This window comes from Micromonospora sp. NPDC001898 (assembly GCF_042891255.1).
In the GTDB taxonomy this organism is placed as follows: Bacteria; Actinomycetota; Actinomycetes; order Mycobacteriales; family Micromonosporaceae; genus Micromonospora.
In genome coordinates, this window is sequence record NZ_JBIATC010000011.1 from 18,111 (window position 1) to 41,328 (window position 23,218).

Consider the following 23,218-nt stretch of genomic DNA (forward strand, 5'->3'; position numbering starts at 1 on the left):
GTCTCGGTGGGACGTCGGGTCAGTCGCGGAGGATCTCCAGCGCCCGTTCCAGGTCAGCCGGGTAGTCGCTGACGAAGGTCACCTGGTCGCCCGTGCGCGGGTGCAGGAAACTCAGCGACCGGGCGTGCAGCCACTGCCGGCCCAGGCCCAGCCGGGCGGACAGCGTCGGGTCCGCGCCGTAGGTGAGGTCGCCCACGCAGGGGTGGCGCAGGGCGGAGAAGTGCACCCGGATCTGATGGGTCCGGCCGGTCTCCAGCCGGACGTCCAGCAGGCTCGCCGCCGGGAACGCCTCCAGCGTGTCGTAGTGGGTGACGCTGGGCTTGCCGTCGGAGACCACGGCCCACCGGTAGTCGTGGTTCGGGTGCCGGTCGATCGGGGCGTCGATGGTGCCGCGCAGCGGGTCCGGGTGACCCTGCACCACGGCGTGGTAGCGCTTCTCCACCTCGCGGTACTTGAAGGCCCGCTTCAGCGCGGTGTACGCCTGCTCGCTCTTGGCCACCGCCATGATCCCGGTGGTCCCGACATCGAGGCGGTGCACCACGCCCTGCCGCTCGGCGGCGCCGCTGGTGGAGATCCGGTGCCCGACGCCGGCCAGCCCGCCGATCACGGTCGGGCCGGTCCAGCCGGGGCTGGGGTGGGCCGCCACGCCCACCGGCTTGTCCACGACCACGATGTCGTCGTCGGCGTACACCACCCGAAGGCCGGGAACCGTCTGCGGCACCACGGTCGGCGGGGCGGCCGGGGCCGGCAGCGTCACCTCCAGCCACGAGCCGGCCTTGACCTTGTGCGAGTTGGGCCGGGCAACGCCGTCGACCAGCGCGTCACCGGCGTCGACCAGGGCCGCGGCGGCGGTGCGGGAGAGCCCGAAGAGCCGGGACACGGCCTGGTCGAGCCGCATGCCGTCCAGGCCGTCCGGCACCGGCAGGGAACGCTGGTCGCCGCCCGCGGCGAACGCCGCGGTCACGCCCGCCCCCGCTGTCCGGCCGGGACCGCGTCGGCGGGCTTGTCCCTGCCGAGCCGGGAGCCGTCGCGCTGACGCCCGGTGAGTTCCAGCACCACGGCCAGCCCCACCCCGCAGAGCAGCGAGCTGTCGGCCAGGTTGAACACCGGCCACACCTGGCCGTACGGGTCGAAGAGGCTGATCATGTCGACCACGTGGCCGACGAAGTGGCCGGGGGCCCGGAAGATCCGGTCGCCCAGGTTGCCCAGCGCCCCGCCGAGCACCAGACCGAGCGAGACCGCCCAGGGCAGCGAACGCAGCCGCAGGGCCATCCACCCGATCCAGCCGACCACCCCGATCGTGATCAGCGGGAAGACCCAGGTGTGGTCGCCGCCGATGCCCCACGCCGCGCCGCTGTTGCGGGTCAGGCTGAGGTAGACCGCGCCGCCGAGCAGCTTCACCGGCTCCCTGTCGCTGAGCGCGAGCAGGGCGAGGTGCTTGGTGAGCAGGTCGGCCAGGAACGCCACCAGGGCGACCGCGACGAGGATCACGATCGTCCGGCGCCGGGCCGGGGGCGGGGCCCCGCCCGGCTCGGCGGTGCCGGTCTCGGACCCGGCGGGCGGTGTAGCCGTCATCTGCTCCCCATCGACGCTCTCGGCGGTGATCGCTCACCGTCCTGATCGGCCGGGGAGCGAATTCAGCGCCGCTCCTCCAGCTGCTTGCACTTCACGCAGAGCGTCGCCGACGGAAACGCGGCGAGCCGCTCCACCGGGATCGGGTCGCCGCACCGCTCGCACCAGCCGTAGCCGCCCTCGTCGAGCCGCTCCAGCGCCCGCTCGACCTGCGTGATCCGTTCCCGGATGCTGTTGGCGAGTGAGATCTCCTGCTCCCGCTCGAACGTCTTGGTGCCGGTGTCGGCCTGGTCGTCCCCGGCCGAGTCCGTCAGCCGATCGCGCTGCAGCTCGGTGATCTCGCTCAACGTCTGATCGTACTCGGAGCGCAACTCGTCCCGCCGCGCCGCCAGGGCCGCCCGGATCTTCTCGGTCTCCGCGACGCTGCGGGTGGCCTTGGCCATCGGCTTGCGGCCGGCGGTCCTGGTGTCGGCTGGCTTCGCCATCGTCGCTCCCTAGCGCCGCGGCACCGCGGCGCTGCCGCGGCCCCTGGACAGGGGTCGCCGGCCTGGCGCCCCCAGGTAACAAAACGGGCGCACGGCAACGGTCGCCGCGCACTCCGGAGATTGGCAAGAATACGGAACGTACAGGCGTCCGACAACGTGCCGCACCCGCCGCCCCGCCACTCCGCCCCGAAAAGCCCTCAAATGGGCAAAACGAACGCTAGCAGATTAATCGTTGCGATCCTCGCCGTACTCGCCAAACCACCGGGCCAGGCGCCCCCGGCGGCTGACCGCGCGCAGCCGCCGCTCAGCGGCGTCCCGCACCCCCGACGTCGCCACGATCAGCAGGCTGTCGCCGGTCTTCAGCCGGGTGTCCGGGCCGGGCACGAAACCCGCCCCGTCGCGCAGCACCAGGGTCACCGAGGCGCCCACCGGCAGCCGCAGCTCGTCCACGTGGACGCCGGCCAGCCGCGACTGCGGGGGCACCTCCAACTGGAGCAGGTCCGCCCGCATCCGCTCCAACGGGGCGATCTCCACCCGGATCTCCGCCGGCTCGGCCGGCGCGGTCACTCCCAGCCAGCGGGCGGCCGGGGCGAGGGTGCCCGCCTGGAGCAGGGTGAAGATGACCACCAGCACGAAGACCGCGTCGAAGAGCCGCTCCGCGCCCGGCACCCGCTCCGACAGCGGGATGGTCGCCAGCACGATCGGCACCGCCCCGCGCAGCCCGGCCCAGGACAGGAACGCCTGGTCGCGCAAGCCGAACCGGAACGGCCAGGCGGACAGCGCCACCGACAGCGGCCGGGCGGCCAGCACCAGCGCCAGCCCGGCGACGATCGCCGGCAGCAACGCCGCGTCCAGCCGGGCCGGCGAGGCCAGCAGCCCGAGCAGGACGAACAGGCCGATCTGGGCCAGCCAGGCCAGCCCGTCGGCGAAGCCGAGGATGGCCTGCCGATGCGGCAACCGGGCATTGCCCAGCAGCACCCCCGCGACGTACACGGCCAGGAAGCCGGAGGCGTGCAGCACCGCGCCCGCCGCGTACGCGAGCACGGTGAAGCCGACCGCCGCGATCGGGTAGAGCCCGGCCGACGGCAGCGCCGCCTTGCGCAACGCCGCCCGGCCGGCGAGCCCGACGCCCAGCCCGACCGCGGCGCCCACGCCCAGTTCGTAGCCGAGCAGCAGACCCTCGTACCACCACGGGTGGGCGGCCTCGGCGGCCGCCCGGGACAGCAGCACCACCAGCAGCACCACCGGGGCGTCGTTCATCCCCGACTCGGCCTCCAGGGTGGCGACCAGCCGGGGCGGCAGTCGCAGCCGGCGCAGGGTGGCGAAGACGGCGGCGGCGTCGGTCGAGGAGAGCACCGCACCGTAGAGCATGGCCAGCCGCCAGTCCAGCCCGAGCAGCAGATGCACCGCCAGGCCGACCACCAGAATGCTCACCACCACCCCGGCGGTGGACAGCACCGCGGCCAGCCCGAGCACCGGTCGCAGGGCGCTCCACCGGGCGGTCAACCCACCCTCAGCGATGATCACGATCAGGGCGCAGAAGCCGAGGGTCCGGGTCAGCTCGACGTCGTCGAACCGGATGCCCAACCCGGACTCGCCGATCGCCATACCGAGGGCGAGGTAGACCAGAAGGCTCGGCACGCCCAGCCGGGTGGAGAAGCGGACCGCGCCGACTGCCACCAGCAGCACGGCGGCGCCGAGCAGCAGCGTGAGGTCGAACCCGGGGGTCATGCCGGCCCGGGGCGGGCAGCCGTCACCGGTCGGCCCCGTCGCGCAGCCGGCGCAGCGCCTTCGCCAGCTCCGGCGACGGGCGCTCGACGAGGAAGAGCTTGTCCCGGCTGGTCGAGCCGGCCCGCAACGACACGGCCGCCGGCCGGACGCCGAGCGCCTCGGCCAGCGCCCGACGAGCCGCCTCGGTGGCCCGGCCGTCGACCGGCGGGGCGTTCACGGCGATCACCAGGGCCGGCCCGTGCGGGCCGTCGTGCCGGCCGCCGACCCGGGCCCGGGCTGCCCCCGGCTTCACCCGCACGGCAACGGTGAGCGTGTCGTCCATCGGGTGTCAGAGTGGCCGGGCGTCGGCGAGCAGGAAGGTGTCCGGCGCGCAGCCGGCGCACGGGGTGAAACCGAGCCGGACGGCCTCGGCCACCGGCAGCGGCTCGGCGACGCGGTCGAACAGGTGCGGGCAGTCGGCCAGGTGGTAGCGGGGCCGCCCGTCGACGACCTGGACCTCGTCGTCGAGCTGGGCGACCAGCGCGGCGTCCGACGGGGACACCCGCAGCGCGGGCGGCTCGTCCGGCGGCGCCGCGGCCTGGTCCGGGTCGGCCGGACCGTCGAGCGGGTCCTCAGCCGCGTACGGCTGCCCGTCGGCGTACGGGTCGAGCGGGTCCTCAGCCGCGTACGGCTGCCCGTCGTCGTGCGGGTTCTCCCCGCCGACGGCCGGCGACCCGGGTGGTTGCCGCCACCCGGTGTCGTCGGCACCGATCGTCGGGGGAACATGCTGGGCCGGGATGTCCGCCCCGGCCGGGAAATGGGTCTCGGCCTCCGGGTCGTCGCCGGCCGGTCGCCGGCGGACCCAGGTGGCGTCCGGGTCGGAACGCCCGGCTGCCGCCCGGGTGGCGGCCGCCTGGCGGGCACCGACCACCAACGCGACGGCGGCCAGCAGGCTGGCCGCGATGGAGCCGGTCAGCGGCAGGCTGGACCCACCGGTGAGGCCGACCACCAGAAGCACGACGGCGACGAGGATGAGCAACAGGCTTACGACTATCACGGCTCACCCCCGCCGCGTCGGATTCAGGTGGGCGTGGTCGGCGGTCGTCCCCACGACGACCGCCGTACCGGAATCAGCGACCCGACTCCAGAGCACCGGAGCGACCGCCGCTGTACGAGCCGGCGAGGCCGGCTGCCGCGAGGCCGTTACTGCCGCCCACGGCCCGGCTGCCCTCGCGGGTCATCTCGACCTCCAGGCCCTGACCGCGGCCGTCGAGGTCGCGCAGCTGGCTCTCCAGGTACGCCTTGAGCCGGGTGCGGTACTCCCGCTCGAACTGCTTGAGCTCCTCGATGTGCTTCTGCAGCGCCGTGCGCTTGGCGTCCAGGCCGCCCATGGCCTCCTGGTGCCGCTGGCGGGCGTCGCGCTCCAGGGCGTCAGCCTTGGAGCGTGCCTCACGGGTGACCTCCTCGGCGTTCGAACGGGCCTCGGAGAGCAGCTGGTCGGCCTCCCGACGGGCGTCGGAGACGTGGTCGTCGGCGGTGCGCTGGGCCATCATCAGCACCCGCAGCGCCTGCTGCTCGCCGTCGCCGGCCACGGCAGGGCCGCCCTGGGTGCGGACCTGCTCCAGCTCGGCCTGCATCGCGCGGGCGGCCTGCTCGGCCGCCGCCTTGTCACGCTGCACCCGGTCGAGCTGGGCCTTGACGTCGTTCAGCTCGGCGGCGAGCCGGGCGTCACCGCCGGGGCCGGCGGGAGCGCCGCCACGGCCGCCGCGCTCCACCTGGGCGCGCAGCTCGTTGTTCTCCTCGATCAGACGGGCAAGCTCACGCTCGACCTCGTCCAGGAAGGCGTCGACCTCCTCCTCGTCGTACCCCCGCTTGCCGATCGGCGGCTTTTTGAAGGCGACGTTGTGTACGTCGGCCGGGGTCAGCGGCATCGAAACTCCTCGGGTCAGTTGCGGCCGCGTAGCGGGCTGGGCCTGCGGGTGTTCACCACCCGCGGATCAGCCGCTTCAACACGAACTCCATCAGCACGAACAGGATAACCAGGAGCACAAGGGAGGCCAGGTCGATGCTCACGGTACCAATGCGCAGCGGAGGGATCACACGCCTCAACGCCTTCAGAGGCGGATCAGTGACGCTCCACACGGATTCCAGTCCCGCCGTCGCCCCCCGCCCGGGCTGCCAGCGGCGGCCGTAGGCGAGCACCGCGCTGAGGACAAACCGGGCCAGAAGAATGATCAGGAAGACATAAAGAATCAGGTACAGGACTTGCAGCAGGATCGACAACACAGCAGGCGACGTCCCTCGGTCGGCCGGGGCTAACTCAGGCTGAAGAACCCGCCCTCGGCAATCTTGGCCTTGTCCTCTGCGGTGACCTGGACGTTGGCCGGTGAGAGCAGGAACACCCGGTTGGTCACGCGCTCGATCGTACCGCGCAGGCCGAACGCCAACCCGGCGGCGAAGTCGACCAGTCGGCGGGCATCCGCCTCGTCCATCTCGGTGAGGTTGATGATCACCGGAACGCCGTCGCGGAAGTGCTCCCCGATCGTGCGGGCCTCACGGTACGTGGTCGGGTGCAGCGTGGTGATCTGGTACCGCTGCTCCTCCTCGGCCGGCACCGCCCGCTCCCGGACCTGCCCCTGTGGGGCCAGGGCCAGGTTGTCCCGGGTGTGGTAGCTCAACGTGCCCGAGCCGTCGCCGCCGGAGTTGCGGGTGATCGACCGGACGCTGGACCGGTCGGCACGCTCGCGCTCGACCCGCTCCGGACGGTCGGACTCGGCCCGGTCGGTGTCCAGCGCGCGGCTCGCGGAGCGTTCGGTCAGCCGGCCCCGCTCCCCGGCCCGGGGTCGGGGAGCCGGCGGCTCGTCGGCCTCGTCGTCATCGTCGTCGGCGAACTCCTCCGCGTACCGGCCCTGCCGGTAACGCGACTCGCGGTAGCCACCCTTTTCGTAGCCACCGTCGTCGTAGGCCCGCTCGTCGTCCTCCTCGACCAGACCGAGCCAGACCCCCGCCTTGCGCAGTGCACCCATCCCGCGCCCTTCCGTCCGCCATGCGGCACGCGCCCCCGTGCCGTGTCGCTTCTCGCGGGTAGACAACTGCCCACCGGACCGGAACGGCAATCCTCGGCCCGCGATTCGCGGTCACGGGCCCGGCCCCCTGGCAACGGGACGCCGCTCCTGAAACAACACTGATGTAATTTGCTTCTCGCGGTCAGGCTACCGCAGCGTGGAACGCATTCCGAGCAACGCGCTGCCGACGCGGACATGTGTCGCGCCATACCCGATCGCGGTTTCCAGGTCGCCGCTCATTCCGGCGGAGAGCATGACGGCCTCCGGGTGGGCGGCCCGGAACTCCCGCGCCACCTCGGCCAGCCGGGCGAACGCCCGCTCCGGCTCCCAGCCCAGCGGGGCCACCGCCATCAGCCCGGCCAGCCGCAGCCCGTCCGCGCGGGCCACCGCCTCGGCCACCGGGTGTAGTCCGGCGTCCGGGTCGGCGGAGCCCGGCAGCGCGCCGCCGCGGGTCGGGTCGCCGTCGATGCTGACCTGGATCAGCGCGTCGAGGGGCCGATCCCGGCCGGCCACCGCCGCAGCGCCCAGCGCCCGGGCGAGCCGGGCGCTGTCGACCGACTGGACGACGTCGGCGTACCCGACCACCGAACGGCACTTGTTGCGCTGCAACTGCCCGATGAAGTGCCACCGCGGCCTCGCCCCGGCGGCGGCCACCTCGGCGGCCTTGCCGGCCGCCTCCTGGTCCCGGTTCTCCCCCACCTCGGTCACCCCGAGCCCGGCCAGGGCCAGCACGTCGGAGGCCGGGTACGTCTTGGTGACCGCGACCATGGTGACCTCGGACCGGGCCCGCCCGGCGACCGCGCAGGCGTCGGCGATCCGGGCCTGGACCTGAGCCAACCCGGCCGCCAGCTCGGCCTGGCGGTCCGGGTGCACGGGCGGCTTCGCGTCGGTCATGGCCGCCGGTCAGGATCCGTTCTTGAGGAAGTCCGGCACGTCCACGTCGTCGAAGAGCACGCGACGCGGCGACTGGGTGGGCGCCGGCATGGTGGTCTGCGGCGTGGCCGGCGGGGTGGGCTGGGTCGGCTGGTTCTGGTTGGTCTTGCGGCTCGGCTCGACCGCCTTGTACGCCGGGGTGCCGCCGTCGAAGCCGGCGGCGATCACGGTGACCCGCACCTCGTCGCCGAGCGCGTCGTCGATGACCGCGCCGAAGATGATGTTGGCGTCCGGGTGGGCCGCGTCGGTGACCAGCTGGGCAGCGTCGTTGATCTCGAACAGGCCCAGGTCGGAGCCGCCGGCGATGGAGAGCAGCACGCCACGCGCGCCGTCCATGCTCTGCTCGAGCAACGGGCTGGAGATGGCCGCCTCGGCCGCCTCGACCGCGCGGTTCTCCCCGCGCGCGCTGCCGATGCCCATCAGGGCGCTGCCCGCGCCGCTCATCACGCTCTTGACGTCGGCGAAGTCCAGGTTGATCAGACCCGGAGTGGTGATCAGGTCGGTGATGCCCTGGACACCGGAGAGGAGCACCTGGTCGGCGGTACGGAACGCGTCCATCATGCTGATGTTTCGGTCACCGAGCGCCAGCAGCCGGTCGTTCGGGATGACGATCAGCGTGTCGCACTGGTTGCGCAGCTCGTCTATTCCCGCCTCGGCCTGCACCTGGCGGCGCTTGCCCTCGAACGAGAAGGGCCGGGTGACCACGCCGATGGTCAGCGCGCCGAGCTTGCGGGCGATGTTCGCCACCACCGGCGCTCCGCCGGTGCCGGTGCCGCCGCCCTCACCGCAGGTCACGAAGACCATGTCGGCGCCCTTGAGCACCTCCTCGATCTCGTCGCGGTGGTCCTCGGCGGCGTTCTTGCCCACGTCCGGGTTGGCGCCCGCGCCGAGCCCGCGGGTCAGCTCGCGGCCGACGTCCAGCTTCACGTCGGCGTCGCTCATCAGCAGCGCCTGCGCGTCGGTGTTGATCGCGATGAACTCGACGCCCTTGAGCCCAACCTCGATCATCCGGTTGACGGCGTTGACGCCGCCACCCCCGATGCCGACGACCTTGATGACCGCCAGGTAGTTGTGCGGAGGTGTCATCTCCGGTCCTTTCCCTTCGAGATTGGCATGGGCCGACCCCACACGGCTTGGCCAGACCAGCGTCGACATCAGCTTGTCCCTGCGAGGCCGAGCTGAACCCTCACCCTCTACTAGAGGCTTACAGTTATGTCAACTACTGATCCTCTTCGGGGCAACGTAAGCGGCCTCACGCCCGGAGCCAAGGACCCGCCCGGCGTGTCGCCGTCCGGAGAGGGCCACGCCTCACTTCCGCCGCCCACCGGCCACCCGCCCCGGACGGACCACTGACCGGCCGGTCACTTGAAGGTGACCACGTCCGGAGCGCTGACGTCGATGGTGTCGGCCTCACGACCGAGCAGGGCCGTGGCCACCCGGGCCTTGTCCGCGCCCCGGGTGGCGTCCCCCCAGACGACGGTCCGGTCGCCGCGCAGCCGCAGGCTGATCCGGGCCAGCCCGTCCACGGTCACCTCCACCAGTTGCCCGCGAAGCTGGGGAGTGAGCACGCCCAGCACCTCCAACCCGGCCCGGGTGCCGGGGTCCTCCGGGCCCGGCCGGCCGACCCGCACCACCGGCAGGCCGTCCGGCTGCCTCGGCAGGGACCGGAAGACCACCCCGGAGCGGTCGACCACCGCGAACGCGCCGCCCTGCGGCACCGCCGCCACGGGCGTCCGCTCCACCACCCGCACCACCAGCGTGCCCGGCCAGTCCCGGATGACCGTCGCCCGCTCCACCGGGGCCAAGGTGCCGATCCGCCGGCCGGTGCCGGCCAGGTCCACCCGGGCCAGTGGGAAGTCGTCCGGCACTGCGGCGGCCTCGCGGACCTGCACCGCGCTGACCAGTTCGGCGCCCTCCACCCGCACCTCGCGCACCCCGAGCAGGCCGGTGCCGAAGACCGTCCAGCCCACCAGCGCGGCCAGGGCGAACACCCCGGCGGCCACCGCCCAGGGCAGCGCCGCGCGCATCCGGCGTTGCCGGGCCCGGGCCATGAAACGCCGGGTGGACGGCGGCACGGCGTCGGTGCCGGCCCGGACCAGCTGCCAGCGGCGCACCGGCCCTCGCCGACCGCCGCCCGGGTCCACGCTGGCGGTACGGCCACGCGCCGGACCGGGGCTCATCCGGCGGTGGCCGCCGAGCCGTCCGGTTCGACGGCGGCGGCGTCACCTGAGCGGGCCGACAGGGCGTCCAGGAGCTGGTCGCCCATCAGCGAGATCGGCGGCGCACCCATGGTCACCACCACGTCGCCGGGGCGGGCCCGGCGGACCACCTCCACCGGCGCGTCGTCCCAGGAGTCCACGAAGACCTTCCGGTCGGCCGGCAGCGGCACGGCCTCGACCAGCGCGGCCGAGCCCTCACCCGGCTGGCGCAGCTCGCCCGGCCCGAAGACCTCCAGCAGCACCAGCTCGTCGGCGATGCCCAGCGCCGCGGCGATCTCCGCCTGGAGGTCACGGGTCCGGTAGAGCCGGTACGGCTGGAACACCACGATCACCCGCCCGTCGCCGGCCACCTCACGCAGCGTCTGCAACGCCAGGGTCATCGACGTCGGGTGGTAGGCGTACTCGTCGTAGACCAGCACGCCGTCGGCCACACCCTTGCGCTCGAAGCGCCGCCGCACCCCCGGGAACGCGCCGAGCGCGGCCTCCGCCGCCTCGACCGGCAACCCCAGCAGGTACGCGGTCAGCACTGCCGAGGCGCTGTTGAGCCCCATGTGCCGCCCCGGCACCGGCAGCCGGATCTCGCCCAACGAACGGCCGTCCACCTCGGCCAGGTAGCGCACCCCCTGGGCGGACGAGACGATGTCGCTCAGCCGCAGGTCGGCGTCGGGCGCCTCGCCGTACGTGTGCACCCGGCGGCCCTCGGCCCGCAGCACCTCGGCCAGCCGCCGCCCGCCCGGGTCGTCGGCGCAGGTGACGATGAACCCGTCGGGGTCGGTGAGCCGGGCGAACTCGGCGAACGCCGCCTCCAGGGTGGCCAGGTCGCCGTACGTGTTGAGGTGGTCCGCCTCGATGTTCGTGATGACCGAGACGTACGGACGGTAGATCAGGAACGAGCGGTCGCTCTCGTCCGCCTCGACCACGAAGTGTTCGCCGGTGCCGTGGTGCGCCCCGGAGCCGACCTCGGAGATCTCCCCGCCGATGACGAAGGACGGATCGACGCCGGCCTGCTGGAGCACCATCGTCACCATCGAGGTGGTGGTGGTCTTGCCGTGGGTGCCGGCCACCGCCACGGTCCGCCGGCCGGTCATCGCCGCAGCCAGGGCCTCGGAGCGGTGCAGCACCCGCAGCCCGCGCCGCCGTGCCTCCACCATCTCCAGGTGGTCCTGCGGGATCGCCGAGGAGTAGACCACGGTGTCCACGCCGTCGAGGTTGGACGCCTCGTGGGTCATGTGGATGGTCCCGCCCAGCGCCCGCATCCCGGCCAGCGACGGCCACTCGCGCAGCTCGCTGCCGGAGACCGGCAGGCCCCGGGTGAGGAAGAGCCGGGCCAGCCCGCTCATGCCGACGCCGCCGACCCCGATCAGGTGGATCCGGCCCAGGTCCTCGGCGGTCAGTGTGCCGGCCGGGGTGAACTGCGCGGTGTTCATGACGGATACCTTCCGGTCTCGACGGTCGGCCCGGTCACGGTGCCTCCCTTGTTCGCGACTGCGGGGCTCGCAAGCTCACTCCTCGCACTCACCGTGCCTCCCTTGTTCGCGACTGCGGGGCTCGCAAGCTCACTCCTCGCACTCACCGTGCCACCGCCTCGTAGACGAAGTTCAGCAGCGCCTCGTCGCCGTCGCGCCGCCCGTAGGCCGACGCGGCGGCGCCCATCGCGGCGAGCCGGTGCGGGTCGCGGATCAGCGGGATGACGGTGCGCTCCACCCAGGCCGGGGTCAGCTCGGCGTCGTCGACGAGCAGCCCGCCGCCGGCCTCCACCACGGGCAGCGCGTTGCGCTTCTGCTCCTGGTTGCTGTGCGGGTACGGCACGTAGACGGTGGGCAGGCCGATCGCCGCGACCTCGGCACAGGTCATCGCCCCGCCCCGGCCGAGCATCAGGTCGGCCGCCGCGTAGCCGATCTCCATCTGGGACAGGTACGGCAGGGTCACGTACGGCACCGGCAGGTCGGTGGGGATCGGCACCGGCTCGTTACGGGCGCCCATCACGTGCAGCACCTGCACCCCGTGCCGGGCCAGCTCCTTGGCCGCCCCGGCCACCGCGAGGTTGATCGAGCGGGCGCCCTGCGAACCACCGGCGACGAAGAGCACCGGCAGGTCGGGGCGGAGTCCGAAGTGGGCGCGGGCGGCGGCGGCGTTCGCGGCCCGGTCCAGCCCCGCGATGCCCCGGCGCAGCGGCACGCCGACGACCCGGGCGTCGCGCAGCGCCTCGGCCTGCGCCGGCTGGTGCGGGAAGCCCACGGCCACGTTGTCGGTGAACTTCATGCCGAGCCGGTTGGCCACCCCCGGCGGCACGTTGACCTCGTGGATGACGATCGGCAACTCGCGCCGCCAGGCGGCGAGGTAGCCGGGCACCGAGACGTACCCGCCGAAGCCCACGACCACGTCGGCCCGGACCTCGTCGATCACCTTGCCCGCCGCGCGGGCCGCCTTCCACATCCGGTCCGGGGTGCGGACCAGGCTCATGTTCACCGACCGGGGAAGCTGGTACGCCGGGATCTGCCGCAGGTCGTAGCCGGCCGGCGGGATCAGCTCGTTCTCCAGGCCCTTCGGTGTGCCGAGGCAGGTGATCCGGACGCCCGGGTCGTGTCGGCGCAGGCAGTCGGCGAAGGCGAGCAGCGGGTAGATGTGGCCACCCGTGCCCCCTCCGCAGAGCACCACCGAACGCAGCGGACCCATCAGCGTCTCCTCTCGCTCGCCGTCCCGCCCCGGGCCCGGTCGGGCCGGGCGTCGCGGGATGCGGCCTGGTCGTCCTCGCGCCGCGCCCGGGACCGGGGTACGGACCCACGGTCCGGCGGCGGCGCCGGCCGGCGGCGCCGGCCGGGAAGCGGCGGCAACGGGGCCCAGAGTAGTCGGACCCATCGGGCGGGCGGACGGGCATGCAGGGCTCGGGCCGCGTCGGGTTCCGCGCGGGCGAACGAGGCCAGCATCCCGATCGCCGCCAGGGTCACCACGAGGGCGCTTCCGCCGTCGGAGATGAACGGCAGCGGCACGCCGGTCATCGGCATCAGGCCGATGACCCCGCCGATGTTGATGATCGCCTGGCCGATCAGCCAGGTGGTCGCCCCGGCCGCGGCGAGCCGGCGGAACGGGTCCTCCACCCGCCGGGCGATCCGCAGGCCGGTGTAGCCGAGCACCGCGAACAGGGTGATCAGCACCACGCAGCCGACCACGCCCAGCTCCTCCGCGAGCACGGCGAAGATGAAGTCGTTGTGCGCCTCGGGCAGCCAGCCGAACTTGAGGCTGCTCTTGCCGAGCCCGACGCCGAACCAGCCGCCGTGCTCGATGGCGTTGCGGGCCTGGACCGGCTGGTAGCACCAGGTCTCGAAGCACTTCGCCGGATCGGGCGGGTTGATGAAGACGGTCAGCCGGGCCAACCGGTAGTTCTCCTGTCCCTTGGCCCCGGACCCGGCGCCGAGCGAGGCTGCGGCGACCAGCAGGCCGATGCCGACCAGGCCGATCACCGACAGCACCGCGAAGACCTTGGCCCGTACCCCGGCCGCCCAGAGCAGCCCGACGACCAGGGCGAGCAGGCAGAGCATGGTGCCGACGTCGTTGTAGCCGACCAGCACGAACAACAGCCCGACCACCGGGAACAGCGGGGTGGCCAGCTCCTTCCACCAGCCGAGCCGGACGCCCTTGCGGGCCAGCACGTCGGCCCCCCAGAGCACCAGCGCGAACTTCGCCAGCTCGGACGGCTGGAGCTGGATGCCGCCGACGAACAGCCAGAGCAGCTTCGCCTTCAACGGCCCGATCTGCTGCACCCCGAAGAACGAGTTCAGGGCGAGCAGCAGGTTGAGCACCAGCAGCAACCCCACCGCGATCCCGAGCGCGACCCGGGCGACCGAGCGGTAGGTGCTCGCCGGCAGCCGCTGGCAGACCCAGAACGCCACCACGCCGATCACCGCGAAGATGGCCTGCTGGGTGAGGTCGGCGAAGGCGTTGCCCTGCTCGGCGTAGTTCATCACGCTGGTGGCCGAGAAGACCATGGTCAGGCCGATCACCAGCAGCAGGCTGGCGCTGGAGATCAGCAGGTAGTACGAGGCCAGCGGCCGGGCCAGCAGGCCGCGCAGCGCCGCCAGCCCGCCCGCGGCGTCCAGGCCGAACCCCGGCGCCGGGCCCGGCGGATCGGCGGTGCGCCCACCCCCCGCCGCCCGCCTCGGAGACGTGTCGGTTGTCGTCGTGCCGGTACCTCGGTCCTCCCCCACCCGCCCATCATGGCGAATGCGACCGGCCCGTTCCCGCCGAACGCCGTGGCCGGCGTGTCGGACCGGCTGAAAGGAGGGCCCCCTGCGATCGCAGGGGGCCCTCCGGACGGTTCAGGAGCCGCGGGGCGGCTCAGCCCATCGCCGCCAGGAAGTCGCTGTAGAACAGCCCCAGCGCGATGGCAACGCCGATCCCGGCGATGATCCAGAACCGGACCACGATGTTGACCTCGCTCCAGCCGGCGAGTTCGAAGTGGTGCTGCAGGGGCGACATCCGGAACACCCGCTTGCCGGTGGTGCGGAACGAGATGATCTGGATGACCACCGACATCGTGATGATCACGAACAGCCCGCCGATGATCGGCAGCAGCAGGATGGTCCGGGTGGACATCGCCATGCCGGCGATCAGGCCGCCCAGGCCCAGCGCCCCGGTGTCGCCCATGAAGATCCGGGCCGGGGAGGTGTTCCACCACAGGAAGCCGACGCAGGCCCCGGCCGCCGCCCCGGCGATCAGCGCGATCTCCAGCGGATCCCGGACGGTGTAGCAGTAGTTGTTCGGGTTCGCCGTGTACGCCGGGTCGGCGCACCAGTGCCGGTACTGCCAGAACGCGATCAGCGCGTAAGCCGCGAGGACCATCACCGACGCGCCGGTGGCGAGGCCATCGAGGCCGTCGGTGAGGTTCACGCCGTTGGTCGCCGCCATCACCACGAAGATGAAGATGACCACGGCGCCGATCTTGCTGATGTCCAGGGCGGGGATGTCCCGGATGAAGCTCAGCGTGCTGGCACCCACCGTCTCGGTGTTGGTGGCCGCGCCGCTGGCGTCGGTCATGCTGCTCGGGAAGTACAGCGCGACGACGCCGAAGAGCGCGCCGACGAGGATCTGCCCCGCCAGCTTGCCCCGCTTGTTGAGCCCGCCGCTGTTCCGCTTGCGGACCTTGAGGAAGTCGTCGATGAAGCCGACCGCGCCGGAGAACACCATCAGGCCCAGCAGGAACAGCGCGGTGATGGTCGGCTCGACCTGGGCGATCTGCGCGTCCGGCAGGGTGGTCAGGGCGAGGTGCCCGGCGACGTACGCGATGACCGTGGCCAGGATGAAGACCACGCCGCCCATCGTCGGCGTGCCCTTCTTGCCCTCGTTGCTGGCAAGCCCGAGGTTCGATCGGATCGGCTGGCCGGCCTTCAGCCGGGCGAACACCTTGATCGCGATCGGGGTGCAGAACAGCGAGACGAGGAACGCCACCCCGATGGCGATGATCACCGCCCTCATGCGGCGGCCCCCTCGCCCGTGGCGTCGACGCGCAGCGCGTCGGCCACCTCCCAGGTGCGGTACCGGGAGCCCTTCACCAGGACGACATCACCCGGTCGCAGTTCGCCCCGCAGCATCTCGACGGCCGCCGCCTGATCGGTGAGCAGCACCGACTCTCCTCCCCAGTCCTCTACCGCTGTCGCGCCCTCATGGATCGGCGCCGCCGGCTCGCCCACCACGAGCAGCCGGTCCACCCCCAGCCCGGCCGTGAGCCGGCCGACCTCCAGATGTCCGTCCCGTTCGTACGGCCCCAGCTCGGCCATGTAGCCCAGCACCGCGAGCGTGCGCCCCCCGCCGCGCATGCCGTCGAGCGCCCGCAGCGCCACCGCCATCGACGCCGGGTTCGCGTTGTACGAATCGTCAATCACCGTCACACCGTCGGGGCGCTCGAAGACGTCCATCCGACGGGTGGAGACCAGACCCAGCTCGCCCAGTGCGGCGGCCAGCTCGGTCAACGGCATGCCCAGCTCCCGGGCCACCGCGGCGGCGGCCAGCGAGTTGGAGACCTGGTGCCGGCCGGTCAGCCCGAGCCGCACCGGCGCGCTCCCCTCCGGGGTCACCAGGGTGTACGACGCCCGGCCCCGCCCGTCCAGGGTGACGTCCACGGCCCGGACGTCGGCGTGCGCGGCCTCGCCGTAGCGGACCACCCGGGCCCGGGTACGCCCGGCCATCGCGTCGACGAGCGGGTCGTCGGCGTTGAGCACGGCCAGCCCGTCGGCCGGCAGCGACTCGACCAGCTCCCCCTTGGCCAGCGCGATGTTCTCCACCGAGCCGAACTCGCCGAGGTGCGCCACGCCGACGTTGAGCACCACGGAAATCCGGGGCGGCACCACCTCGCACAGGTAGCGCACGTGCCCCACCCCCCGGGCGCCCTTCTCCAGCACCAGGAACCGGGTGTCCGGATCGGCCCGCAACGCCGTCCACGGGTGGCCCAGCTCGTTGTTGAACGACCCGGGCGGGGCCACCGTGGGGCCGAGCCGGACGGTGAGCTGGGCGATCAGGTCCTTCGTGGTGGTCTTGCCGGACGAGCCGGTCAACCCGATCACGGTCAGTTCGGGCAGCCGGTCCACCACGGCCCGGGCCAGCCGGCCCATCGCGTCCAGGGCGTCGGCGACCAGCACCATCGGCACCCCGGGCACATCCCGGGTGCCGAGCACCGCGACCGCGCCGGCCTCGACGGCCGCGGCGGCGTAGTCGTGGCCGTCCACCTTCTCCCCGGGGAACGCCACGAACAGCGTCCCGGCGGACACCTTGCGCGAGTCGAACTCGACCGGGCCCGTCACCCGGGCGGCCGGGTCGGCGGCGAGCAGCCGGCCGTCGACCGCCCCGGCCACCTCGGCCAGTGTCAGCGGGATCACCGCTGACCCGCCAGGTCGCCGAAGCGGGCGCGCAGCGCGTCGGCCAGCTCGGTCCGGTCGTCGAACGACAGCACCTCGCCGCCGATCTCCTGCCCGCGCTCGTGGCCCTTGCCGAGCACGGCCACCACGTCGCCCGGGGCGGCCAGCCGGACCGCCTCGTCGATCGCCGCCCGGCGGCCGGCGACCTCGACGATCCGGGCCGGGGCCCCGGACCCGTACGCCCCGGCCAGCACCTCCGCCCGGATCGCGCCCGGGTCCTCGGTGCGCGGGTTGTCGTCGGTCACCAGCACCACGTCGGCCCCCTGTGCTGCGGCGGCGCCCATCGCCGGCCGCTTGCCCCGGTCCCGGTCGCCGCCGGCGCCGATGACGCAGATCAGCCGCCCGGCGCTCAGCTCGCGCAGCGCGGCCAGGGCGGCCACGATCGCGTCGGTCTTGTGCGCGTAGTCGACCACCCCACGCACCGGGCCGGCCGTAGCGACCAGCTCCAGCCGGCCGGGGACCCCGCCGCAGGCGGCCACCCCGGCGGCGGCGGTCTCCGCGTCCACTCCGGCGGCGACCAGCGCGGCGATGGCCAGCAGGGCGTTGGCCACGTTGTGCCGCCCGGGCAGCGCCACCCCGGCCGGGACGGTCGACCCGTCGGGGCCGTGGGCGGTGAACCGCTGGGCATAGCCCTCGCCGTCGACGTCGCCGGCGTACCAGGTGGCGGTCGGGTCGCCGGCGGCCGAGTAGCTGACCGTGGCGGGCTTGAACAGCGGGCGCAGGGCCGCGTCGTCGTGGTTGAGCACCTCGACCGCGCAGCGCCCGTCGAACAGCTGGGCCTTCGCGGCGAAGTAGTCCGCCGAGTCGGCGTGGAAGTCCAGGTGGTCGGAGCCGAAGTTGGTGTATCCGCCCACGGTGAACCGCACCCCGCCGACCCGACCCATCGCCAGGGCGTGGCTGGAGACCTCCATGACCAGCGCGGTGACGCCGCGCTCCCGGGCTGCGGCGAGCATGGCGTGCAGGTCGGTGGCCTCCGGCGTGGTCCGCACGCTGTCGACCACCAGGTCGCCCAGCCGGGTCTCCACCGTGCCGATCAGCCCGGTCACGTGGCCGGCGGCGCGCAGCCCCGACTCGACGAGGTAGGCGGTGGAGGTCTTGCCGGCCGTCCCGGTGATCCCGATGACGGTCAGCCCGGCGGTGGGGTCGCCGTAGACGGCGGAGGCGAGGGGGCCGAGCACCGCGCGGGGGTCGGGCACGATCAGCGCGGGCAGGCCCGCCGCAGCCACCGCCGGGGCGCCGGCCGGGTCGGTCAGGGCGGCCACCGCGCCCGCTGCCGCCGCGCCGGCGGCGAACTCCGCGCCGTGGCGGCGGGCGCCGGGCAGCGCGGCGTACAGGTCGCCGGGGCGGACCTCCTGGCTGGCGTGGGTCACCCCGGTCACCGCGACGTCGGCGGCACCTGACGGCGGCTCGACGGCGAGCCGGTCGGCGAGATCGCCGAGCCGGAGTCCGGTCATGGTACGGGGGCGTGGATTGCCGGGCACGGCGTCAGACCCTACCCGGTCGTCCGGTCTCGACCGCACAGCCGCCCCGGTGGTTCGTCCCCACTCACCGATGATGTCCCCCCGCGCCTGGTCAGCGCGGAAAGACCTCGAACTTGGGCGGCTTGGCCGCCGACGGGGGAACCCGGTACCGGCTGAGGGTGAAGCCCATGATCTCGCGGAAGGCCGGCGCGGCGACCGCCCCGCCGCCGCCCTCGGGGCTCCACACGAAGACCGCCACCACGAACCGCGGGTTGTCCGCCGGGGCCATCCCGATGAACGAGCCGACCTCGCCGGGCTGCTGCTTGCCGTCGACGTAGCGCAGGCCGGTGCCGGTCTTGCCGGCCACCTGGTAGCCGGGCACCGCGGCGGCGAGCCCGGTGGCCCCGTCGACCGTGGTGACCGCCTGGAGCATGGTACGCAGCGCCGCCGCGTTCTGCGGGCTGAGCACCGAGCGGGTGACCGGCGCCTTGCCCGGGGTTCGGCTGCCGTCCTTCCCGTTGATCACCGCTTTGATCAGGTGTGGCTGGACGTAGGTGCCGTTGTTGGCGATCGCCCCGTACGCGGCGGCCATCTGCAGCGGCGTGGCGTCGACGCTGTGCCCGATCGGCACCGACCCCTCCGACGACCCGCTCCACTGCTCGGCAGGGAGCAGCCGGCCACTGGCCTCGCCCGGCATGCCCTCGCCGGTGGGCTGGCCGAGCCCGAAACGCTTCTGGTAGTCGATCAGCCGGTCCCGGCCGAGCTTGTCGGCGATCTCGATGGTGCCGACGTTCGACGAGTACGCCAGCATCCCGGCGAGGCTCATCTTCTGCCCGTCGGCAGGGTGGGTGTCGCGGAAGACCGTGTCGCCCTTGCGGATGGTGTTGGCGACCGGCAGCGCGGTGTCGGGCGTGACGACGCCCTCCTGGAGCGCCGCGCCGAAGGTGATCGCCTTGTGGATCGAGCCGGGGTCGACCACGAAGCTGGTGGCGGCGTCCTCTCGGTCCGTGGGCGCGCTCTCCTCGTGCTTCGCGGCGTTGTAGGTGGGGTGGCTGGTCTGGGCCAGCACCTCGCCGGTGGGCGCGTCGAGCACGACGACCGCGCCGATGCTGCCCTGGGCCTTGTCCATCTGGTCCTTCAGCACCTGCTGCGCCTTGAACTGGAGGTCCCGGAGGATGGTCAACTCCAGGGAGCTGCCCGGCTTGGCCGGGGTGGTGCGGCTGTAGCCGCCCGGGATGGGGGCACCCAGGTCGCCCTGCCCGGCCTCGTACACCCGGCGGCCGTACTCGCCGCGCAGCAGGTCGTCGTAGCGGGCCTCCAGGCCCTCCAGGCCGACCATGTCCTGGCTGGTGAAGCCGAGCAGGTTGGCGGCCAGGTCGGCGCCGGGCACCTCGCGCCGCTCGTCGCGGTGCACGCCGATGCCGGCCAGCTCCAGCGCCATGATCTTCTTGGCGGTGGGGATGTCGACGCCGCGCGCCAGGTACTCGAACTGGGACGCGCGGCCGTTGTCCCGGGTGCGCTGCTTCATCCGCCCGGCCAGTTCGGAGGCGGGCAGGCCGAGCAGGGGCGAGAGCGCCCGCGCGGCCGCCGCGCGGTCCTCGACCCGGGTGGGGTCGGCGAAGACGTACCGGGCCTCGACGCTGTTCGCCAGCGGGGCCCCGGTGCGGTCGTAGATCGCACCCCGGGGGGCGGGCAGGTCGACCCGGGTCAGCCGGTCGGCCAGCCCGCCGCCGGCGTACGCCGGGGTGTCGACGGCCTGGAGGAAGACCAGCCGGATGCCGATGGTGGCGAACAGCACGAGGACGAGCAGGGTGCCCAGGCGCAGCCGGCGCCGGGGGTCGGCCAGTCGGGGCGGCTTGCGCGGCTTGCGCGGCGAGCGCCGGGCGGTGGGCCGCTCCGGGCGACGCGGGGCGCGCGGGCCGGGCCGGCGGCGCGGCGGGGGCGGCGCGTCATCGTCGTCGTCGGCCGGCGTGCGGGCCGGCCGGGCCTGGACGGTCCGGATCACCCCGGAGCGCCCGGCCCGGGCGCCCTCCCGCCGGCCCGCGCGGGTCGAGCCGACCCGGCCACCGTCGAGCACCTGCAACGCCGGTCGGAACGGATCGCCGCCGGCCCCGGTTCTGCGGGGGGTACGCCGCTGCTCGGCGCCCCCGGCACCCGGCCGGCCGAGTGCGCCGCCCTCCTCGCGGATGGTCCGCCCGCGGGGGGTGTACGCCCGAGCGTCGGAGATGCCACCCACGCCGGGCTCGCCGGCACGCGGCTCGCCCCGCCCGCTGGTGGAGCGCGACGAATTGCGCCGGGACCCCGTGGGGTCCCGGCGCGGTTCATCCGATCTCGGCGGCACCGGTCAGCCTCCCGCACCCTGCTGGCTGGTGACCGAGGGCTGGCCGTCGGCCGGCTGCGGCACGCCGATGATCCGGCCGTCCGGCAGCCGGATGTACGCCGGCTCCTCGGCCTCGACCATGCCCAGCCGCTTCGCGGCGGCGGTGAGGTTGCCCGGGGCCTCCGCGTCGGCGATCTTCTTCTCCAGCTGCTGCTGGTCCACGTCGAGCTTGGCCTGCTGCTGCTGGAGCCTCTCCAGCCGGAAGGAATTCTCGTTGATCTTGGTGTTGACCAGCAGGATGCCGAGCACCCCGCCGACGACCAGCACCAGGATCAGCGCGACGAAGGGCGCCCGCGGCACCGTCACCGGCGGCGGCGGAGCGACCCGCAGCCGTGGCGACGGGGTCGCCGCCGGACTGGTCCGCTCGGCCGGGCGCAGCGCGGCGCTGCCGTTGGTCGGGAACTCGCGCGCCCCCCGGGCGCGAGTCTCCCCCTGCCGGTCGAACCGGCCGGCCCCCGCCGCCGGAACACCGGTCCGCGTGGTCCGCTGCGCCGCGGTCCGGCCCCCCGACCGCGGTGCGCGCTGCCCAACGCCGGTGTCCCGGCCGTCGCGCTTGTCAACGTTCATCTTCCCTCCCCCTCCTCGTCCGTCCCTGCCCCTCGCCCTGCGTCGGCCTCGGATCCGCCGATCCCGCCGACCCCGGTTGGTGCATCGCCCTGACCCGCCGGCGGTACCGTTCGCGGTCGGCCCGCCCCTGCTGCTCCGCCTCCGGGTCGATCCGTTCCGCGGCCCGCAGGCGCACCGAGGCGGCGCGCGGGTTCGCGGCGACCTCCTCCTCCCCGGGCAGCTCCGCGCCCCGGCTGAGCAGCCGGAACGTCGGAGCCGAACCGGGAAGTTCGACCGGGAGGTCGACCGGGCCCTTGCTGCGAACCCGGTCGGCGAGGGCCGCCTTGGTGAGCCGGTCCTCCAGCGAGTGGTAGGACAGGACCACCATGCGACCACCCACGGTGAGCGTGTCGAGAGCAGTTGGCAGCGCCGTCTCCAGCGCTGCCAACTCCTTGTTTACCTCGATCCGTAAAGCCTGAAACGTTCTCTTGGCGGGGTGTCCGCCCGTCCGTCGGGCTGCTGCCGGGATGCTCTCCCTGACCAGTTCCGCCAGCCGCGCCGACGAGGTGATCCGGGCCCGCTCGCGCTCCCGGAGGATCGCCGAGGCGACCCGCACGGCGAACTTCTCCTCGCCGTACACCCGCAGCACCCGGGCCAGGTCCGGGTGGGAATAGCTGTTGACCACCTCCTCGGCGGTCACCCCCCGGGTCTGGTCCATCCGCATGTCCAGCGGGGCGTCCTGCGCGTAGGCGAACCCGCGGTCGGGCGCGTCCAGCTGGAGCGAGGAGACGCCCAGGTCGAACAGGATGCCGTCGATCGCCGGGTAGCCGAGCCGGTCCAGCACCTCGGGCAGCTCGTCGTAGACGGCGTGCTCCAGGTGGACCCGGTCGGCGAACCTGGCCAGCCGGACCCGCGCGTGGGCGAGGGCCTCGGTGTCCCGGTCCAGCCCGATCAGCACCGTGCGCGGATGCCGTTCCAGCACCGCCTCGGCGTGACCGGCCAGACCCAGCGTGGCGTCGACGTGGATCGTGCGGTCGCCCCTGTCCAGCGCGGGGGCCAGCAACTCGAGACACCGCTCGAGCAGCACAGGCACGTGCGTGCCGCGAAGCTCCCCCATGTCGACCCCCACTTGGATTGAACCGTCCGTTTCTCTCCGCGCCTGCCGTCGCCACGACGCCTCCGTCGTACCGCCAGATCCCCATCCGCTCCCGCCCGCCGGAGGCCGCGGCCCTCCGATGAGATCGTGCGCCTGGCACCGGGGAAGGGGTGCCAGGAACTCGAAAGCGGCTGGAGATCTCGCAGTACGTCGGGCGCCGTCACGCCCTTACAGACCGCCCGGCAGCACCCCCTCCTCGATGTCGGCGAAGTCGTCCTCGCTCTCGGAGAGGTAGGTCTCCCAGGCCACTTTGTCCCAGACCTCCACCCGCGTGCTCGCCCCGATCACCACCAGGTCCCGGTCGAGCCCCGCGTACGCCCGCAGGTGGGGCGGGATGGTGACCCGGCCCTGCTTGTCCGGGACCTCGTCGTGCGCGCTGGCGAAGAAGACCCGGCTGTACGCCCGGGCCGCCTTGTGCGTCATGGGTTGCGCGCGCAACTGGTCGGCGATGCGCTGGAACTCGGGCATCGGGAAGACGTAGAGACAGCGATCCTGCCCTTTGGTGATCACGACACCCCCCGCCAGCTCATCCCGGAACTTCGCCGGAAGGATCAACCGGCCCTTGTCGTCCAGGCGCGGAGTGTGGGTGCCGAGAAACACCGGCCCAACCCCCTCGCCCATTCAGCGGCGTTCGCGGCGCCGCTTTCCCCCCGGGCCGGTGGGCCCTACCGACCTCACCATTGGGCCCCACTCTACTCCACTTCCCTCCACCTGCAACCAGAATCGCCCGCACGGCGCGGCGTTTCGGAACGCAAAACCGCACGTCAGAGGGGGTGGAGCAGAG

21 protein-coding genes and 1 pseudogene are annotated in these 23,218 nt (G+C 73.5%); all 22 read right to left on the bottom strand.

The window, feature by feature from the left end; genetic code table 11:
• Nucleotides 1–19 precede the first annotated feature (19 nt).
• On the bottom strand, nt 20–964 hold the full coding sequence (locus ACFYZF_RS21675; protein ID WP_387023458.1) for an RluA family pseudouridine synthase: 945 nt from the start codon (nt 962–964) through the stop codon (nt 20–22).
• The gene (gene lspA, locus ACFYZF_RS21680; RefSeq protein WP_387023460.1) at nt 961–1,575 is read right to left on the bottom strand and encodes a signal peptidase II; all 615 of its coding nucleotides are present in this window, start codon (nt 1,573–1,575) and stop codon (nt 961–963) included. Before lspA ends, ACFYZF_RS21675 begins: the two co-directional genes overlap by 4 nt.
• 62 nt (nt 1,576–1,637) lie before the next feature.
• A complete protein-coding gene (locus ACFYZF_RS21685; protein ID WP_387023462.1) occupies nt 1,638–2,057 on the bottom strand; it encodes a TraR/DksA family transcriptional regulator in 420 nt (139 codons plus the stop codon).
• Between the two features lie 225 nt (nt 2,058–2,282).
• Nucleotides 2,283–3,788, bottom strand: a complete 1,506-nt coding sequence (locus ACFYZF_RS21690) for a potassium/proton antiporter (RefSeq protein WP_387023464.1) — start codon at nt 3,786–3,788, stop codon at nt 2,283–2,285.
• Nucleotides 3,789–3,810: 22 nt separating this feature from the next.
• Nucleotides 3,811–4,110: a DUF167 domain-containing protein gene (locus ACFYZF_RS21695; RefSeq protein WP_387023466.1), complete on the bottom strand. Its 300-nt coding sequence runs from the start codon at nt 4,108–4,110 to the stop codon at nt 3,811–3,813.
• A gap of 6 nt (nt 4,111–4,116) precedes the next feature.
• The gene (locus ACFYZF_RS21700) at nt 4,117–4,824 is read right to left on the bottom strand and encodes a hypothetical protein (protein ID WP_387023468.1); all 708 of its coding nucleotides are present in this window, start codon (nt 4,822–4,824) and stop codon (nt 4,117–4,119) included.
• 73 nt (nt 4,825–4,897) lie between these two features.
• Nucleotides 4,898–5,698, bottom strand: coding sequence for a DivIVA domain-containing protein (locus ACFYZF_RS21705; RefSeq protein ID WP_387023470.1), 801 nt, complete (start codon nt 5,696–5,698; stop codon nt 4,898–4,900).
• 52 nt (nt 5,699–5,750) lie between these two features.
• On the bottom strand, nt 5,751–6,053 hold the full coding sequence (locus tag ACFYZF_RS21710; RefSeq protein WP_161690198.1) for a YggT family protein: 303 nt from the start codon (nt 6,051–6,053) through the stop codon (nt 5,751–5,753).
• A 29-nt stretch (nt 6,054–6,082) separates the two neighbouring features.
• Nucleotides 6,083–6,793: a cell division protein SepF gene (locus tag ACFYZF_RS21715; protein WP_387023472.1), complete on the bottom strand. Its 711-nt coding sequence runs from the start codon at nt 6,791–6,793 to the stop codon at nt 6,083–6,085.
• Between the two features lie 186 nt (nt 6,794–6,979).
• On the bottom strand, nt 6,980–7,726 hold the full coding sequence (locus tag ACFYZF_RS21720) for a YggS family pyridoxal phosphate-dependent enzyme (protein WP_387023474.1): 747 nt from the start codon (nt 7,724–7,726) through the stop codon (nt 6,980–6,982).
• Nucleotides 7,727–7,735: 9 nt separating this feature from the next.
• Nucleotides 7,736–8,851: a cell division protein FtsZ gene (ftsZ, locus tag ACFYZF_RS21725; protein WP_387023476.1), complete on the bottom strand. Its 1,116-nt coding sequence runs from the start codon at nt 8,849–8,851 to the stop codon at nt 7,736–7,738.
• Between the two features lie 275 nt (nt 8,852–9,126).
• The gene (locus ACFYZF_RS21730; RefSeq protein ID WP_387023696.1) at nt 9,127–9,909 is read right to left on the bottom strand and encodes a cell division protein FtsQ/DivIB; all 783 of its coding nucleotides are present in this window, start codon (nt 9,907–9,909) and stop codon (nt 9,127–9,129) included.
• 32 nt (nt 9,910–9,941) lie between these two features.
• Nucleotides 9,942–11,411: a UDP-N-acetylmuramate--L-alanine ligase gene (gene murC / locus ACFYZF_RS21735; RefSeq protein WP_387023478.1), complete on the bottom strand. Its 1,470-nt coding sequence runs from the start codon at nt 11,409–11,411 to the stop codon at nt 9,942–9,944.
• Between the two features lie 142 nt (nt 11,412–11,553).
• On the bottom strand, nt 11,554–12,660 hold the full coding sequence (gene murG, locus ACFYZF_RS21740) for an undecaprenyldiphospho-muramoylpentapeptide beta-N-acetylglucosaminyltransferase (protein WP_387023480.1): 1,107 nt from the start codon (nt 12,658–12,660) through the stop codon (nt 11,554–11,556).
• Nucleotides 12,660–14,063 (bottom strand): FtsW/RodA/SpoVE family cell cycle protein, encoded by a 1,404-nt coding sequence (locus ACFYZF_RS21745; RefSeq protein WP_387023698.1) that lies wholly within the window; start codon nt 14,061–14,063, stop codon nt 12,660–12,662. Before ACFYZF_RS21745 ends, murG begins: the two co-directional genes overlap by 1 nt.
• 256 nt (nt 14,064–14,319) lie before the next feature.
• Nucleotides 14,320–15,456, bottom strand: coding sequence for a phospho-N-acetylmuramoyl-pentapeptide-transferase (gene mraY / locus ACFYZF_RS21750; RefSeq protein WP_387023482.1), 1,137 nt, complete (start codon nt 15,454–15,456; stop codon nt 14,320–14,322).
• A complete protein-coding gene (gene murF / locus ACFYZF_RS21755; protein ID WP_387023484.1) occupies nt 15,453–16,853 on the bottom strand; it encodes a UDP-N-acetylmuramoyl-tripeptide--D-alanyl-D-alanine ligase in 1,401 nt (466 codons plus the stop codon). Before murF ends, mraY begins: the two co-directional genes overlap by 4 nt.
• Nucleotides 16,850–18,412 carry a UDP-N-acetylmuramoyl-L-alanyl-D-glutamate--2,6-diaminopimelate ligase gene (locus ACFYZF_RS21760; protein WP_387023486.1) on the bottom strand — a complete coding sequence of 521 codons (1,563 nt, stop codon included), beginning with the start codon at nt 18,410–18,412 and terminating at the stop codon, nt 16,850–16,852. Before ACFYZF_RS21760 ends, murF begins: the two co-directional genes overlap by 4 nt.
• Before the next feature lie 52 nt (nt 18,413–18,464).
• Entirely contained in the window at nt 18,465–20,693 is a 2,229-nt protein-coding gene (locus ACFYZF_RS21765) for a peptidoglycan D,D-transpeptidase FtsI family protein (protein ID WP_387023488.1), read from the bottom strand.
• Between the two features lie 3 nt (nt 20,694–20,696).
• On the bottom strand, nt 20,697–21,299 hold the full coding sequence (locus ACFYZF_RS21770) for a hypothetical protein (RefSeq protein ID WP_387023490.1): 603 nt from the start codon (nt 21,297–21,299) through the stop codon (nt 20,697–20,699).
• Nucleotides 21,296–22,395 (bottom strand): annotated as a pseudogene (rsmH, locus tag ACFYZF_RS21775) (16S rRNA (cytosine(1402)-N(4))-methyltransferase RsmH). The gene ACFYZF_RS21770 and the pseudogene rsmH overlap by 4 nt, the downstream one beginning before the upstream one ends.
• Nucleotides 22,396–22,602: 207 nt before the next feature.
• On the bottom strand, nt 22,603–23,034 hold the full coding sequence (gene mraZ, locus ACFYZF_RS21780; protein ID WP_387023492.1) for a division/cell wall cluster transcriptional repressor MraZ: 432 nt from the start codon (nt 23,032–23,034) through the stop codon (nt 22,603–22,605).
• Nucleotides 23,035–23,218: the final 184 nt, after the last annotated feature.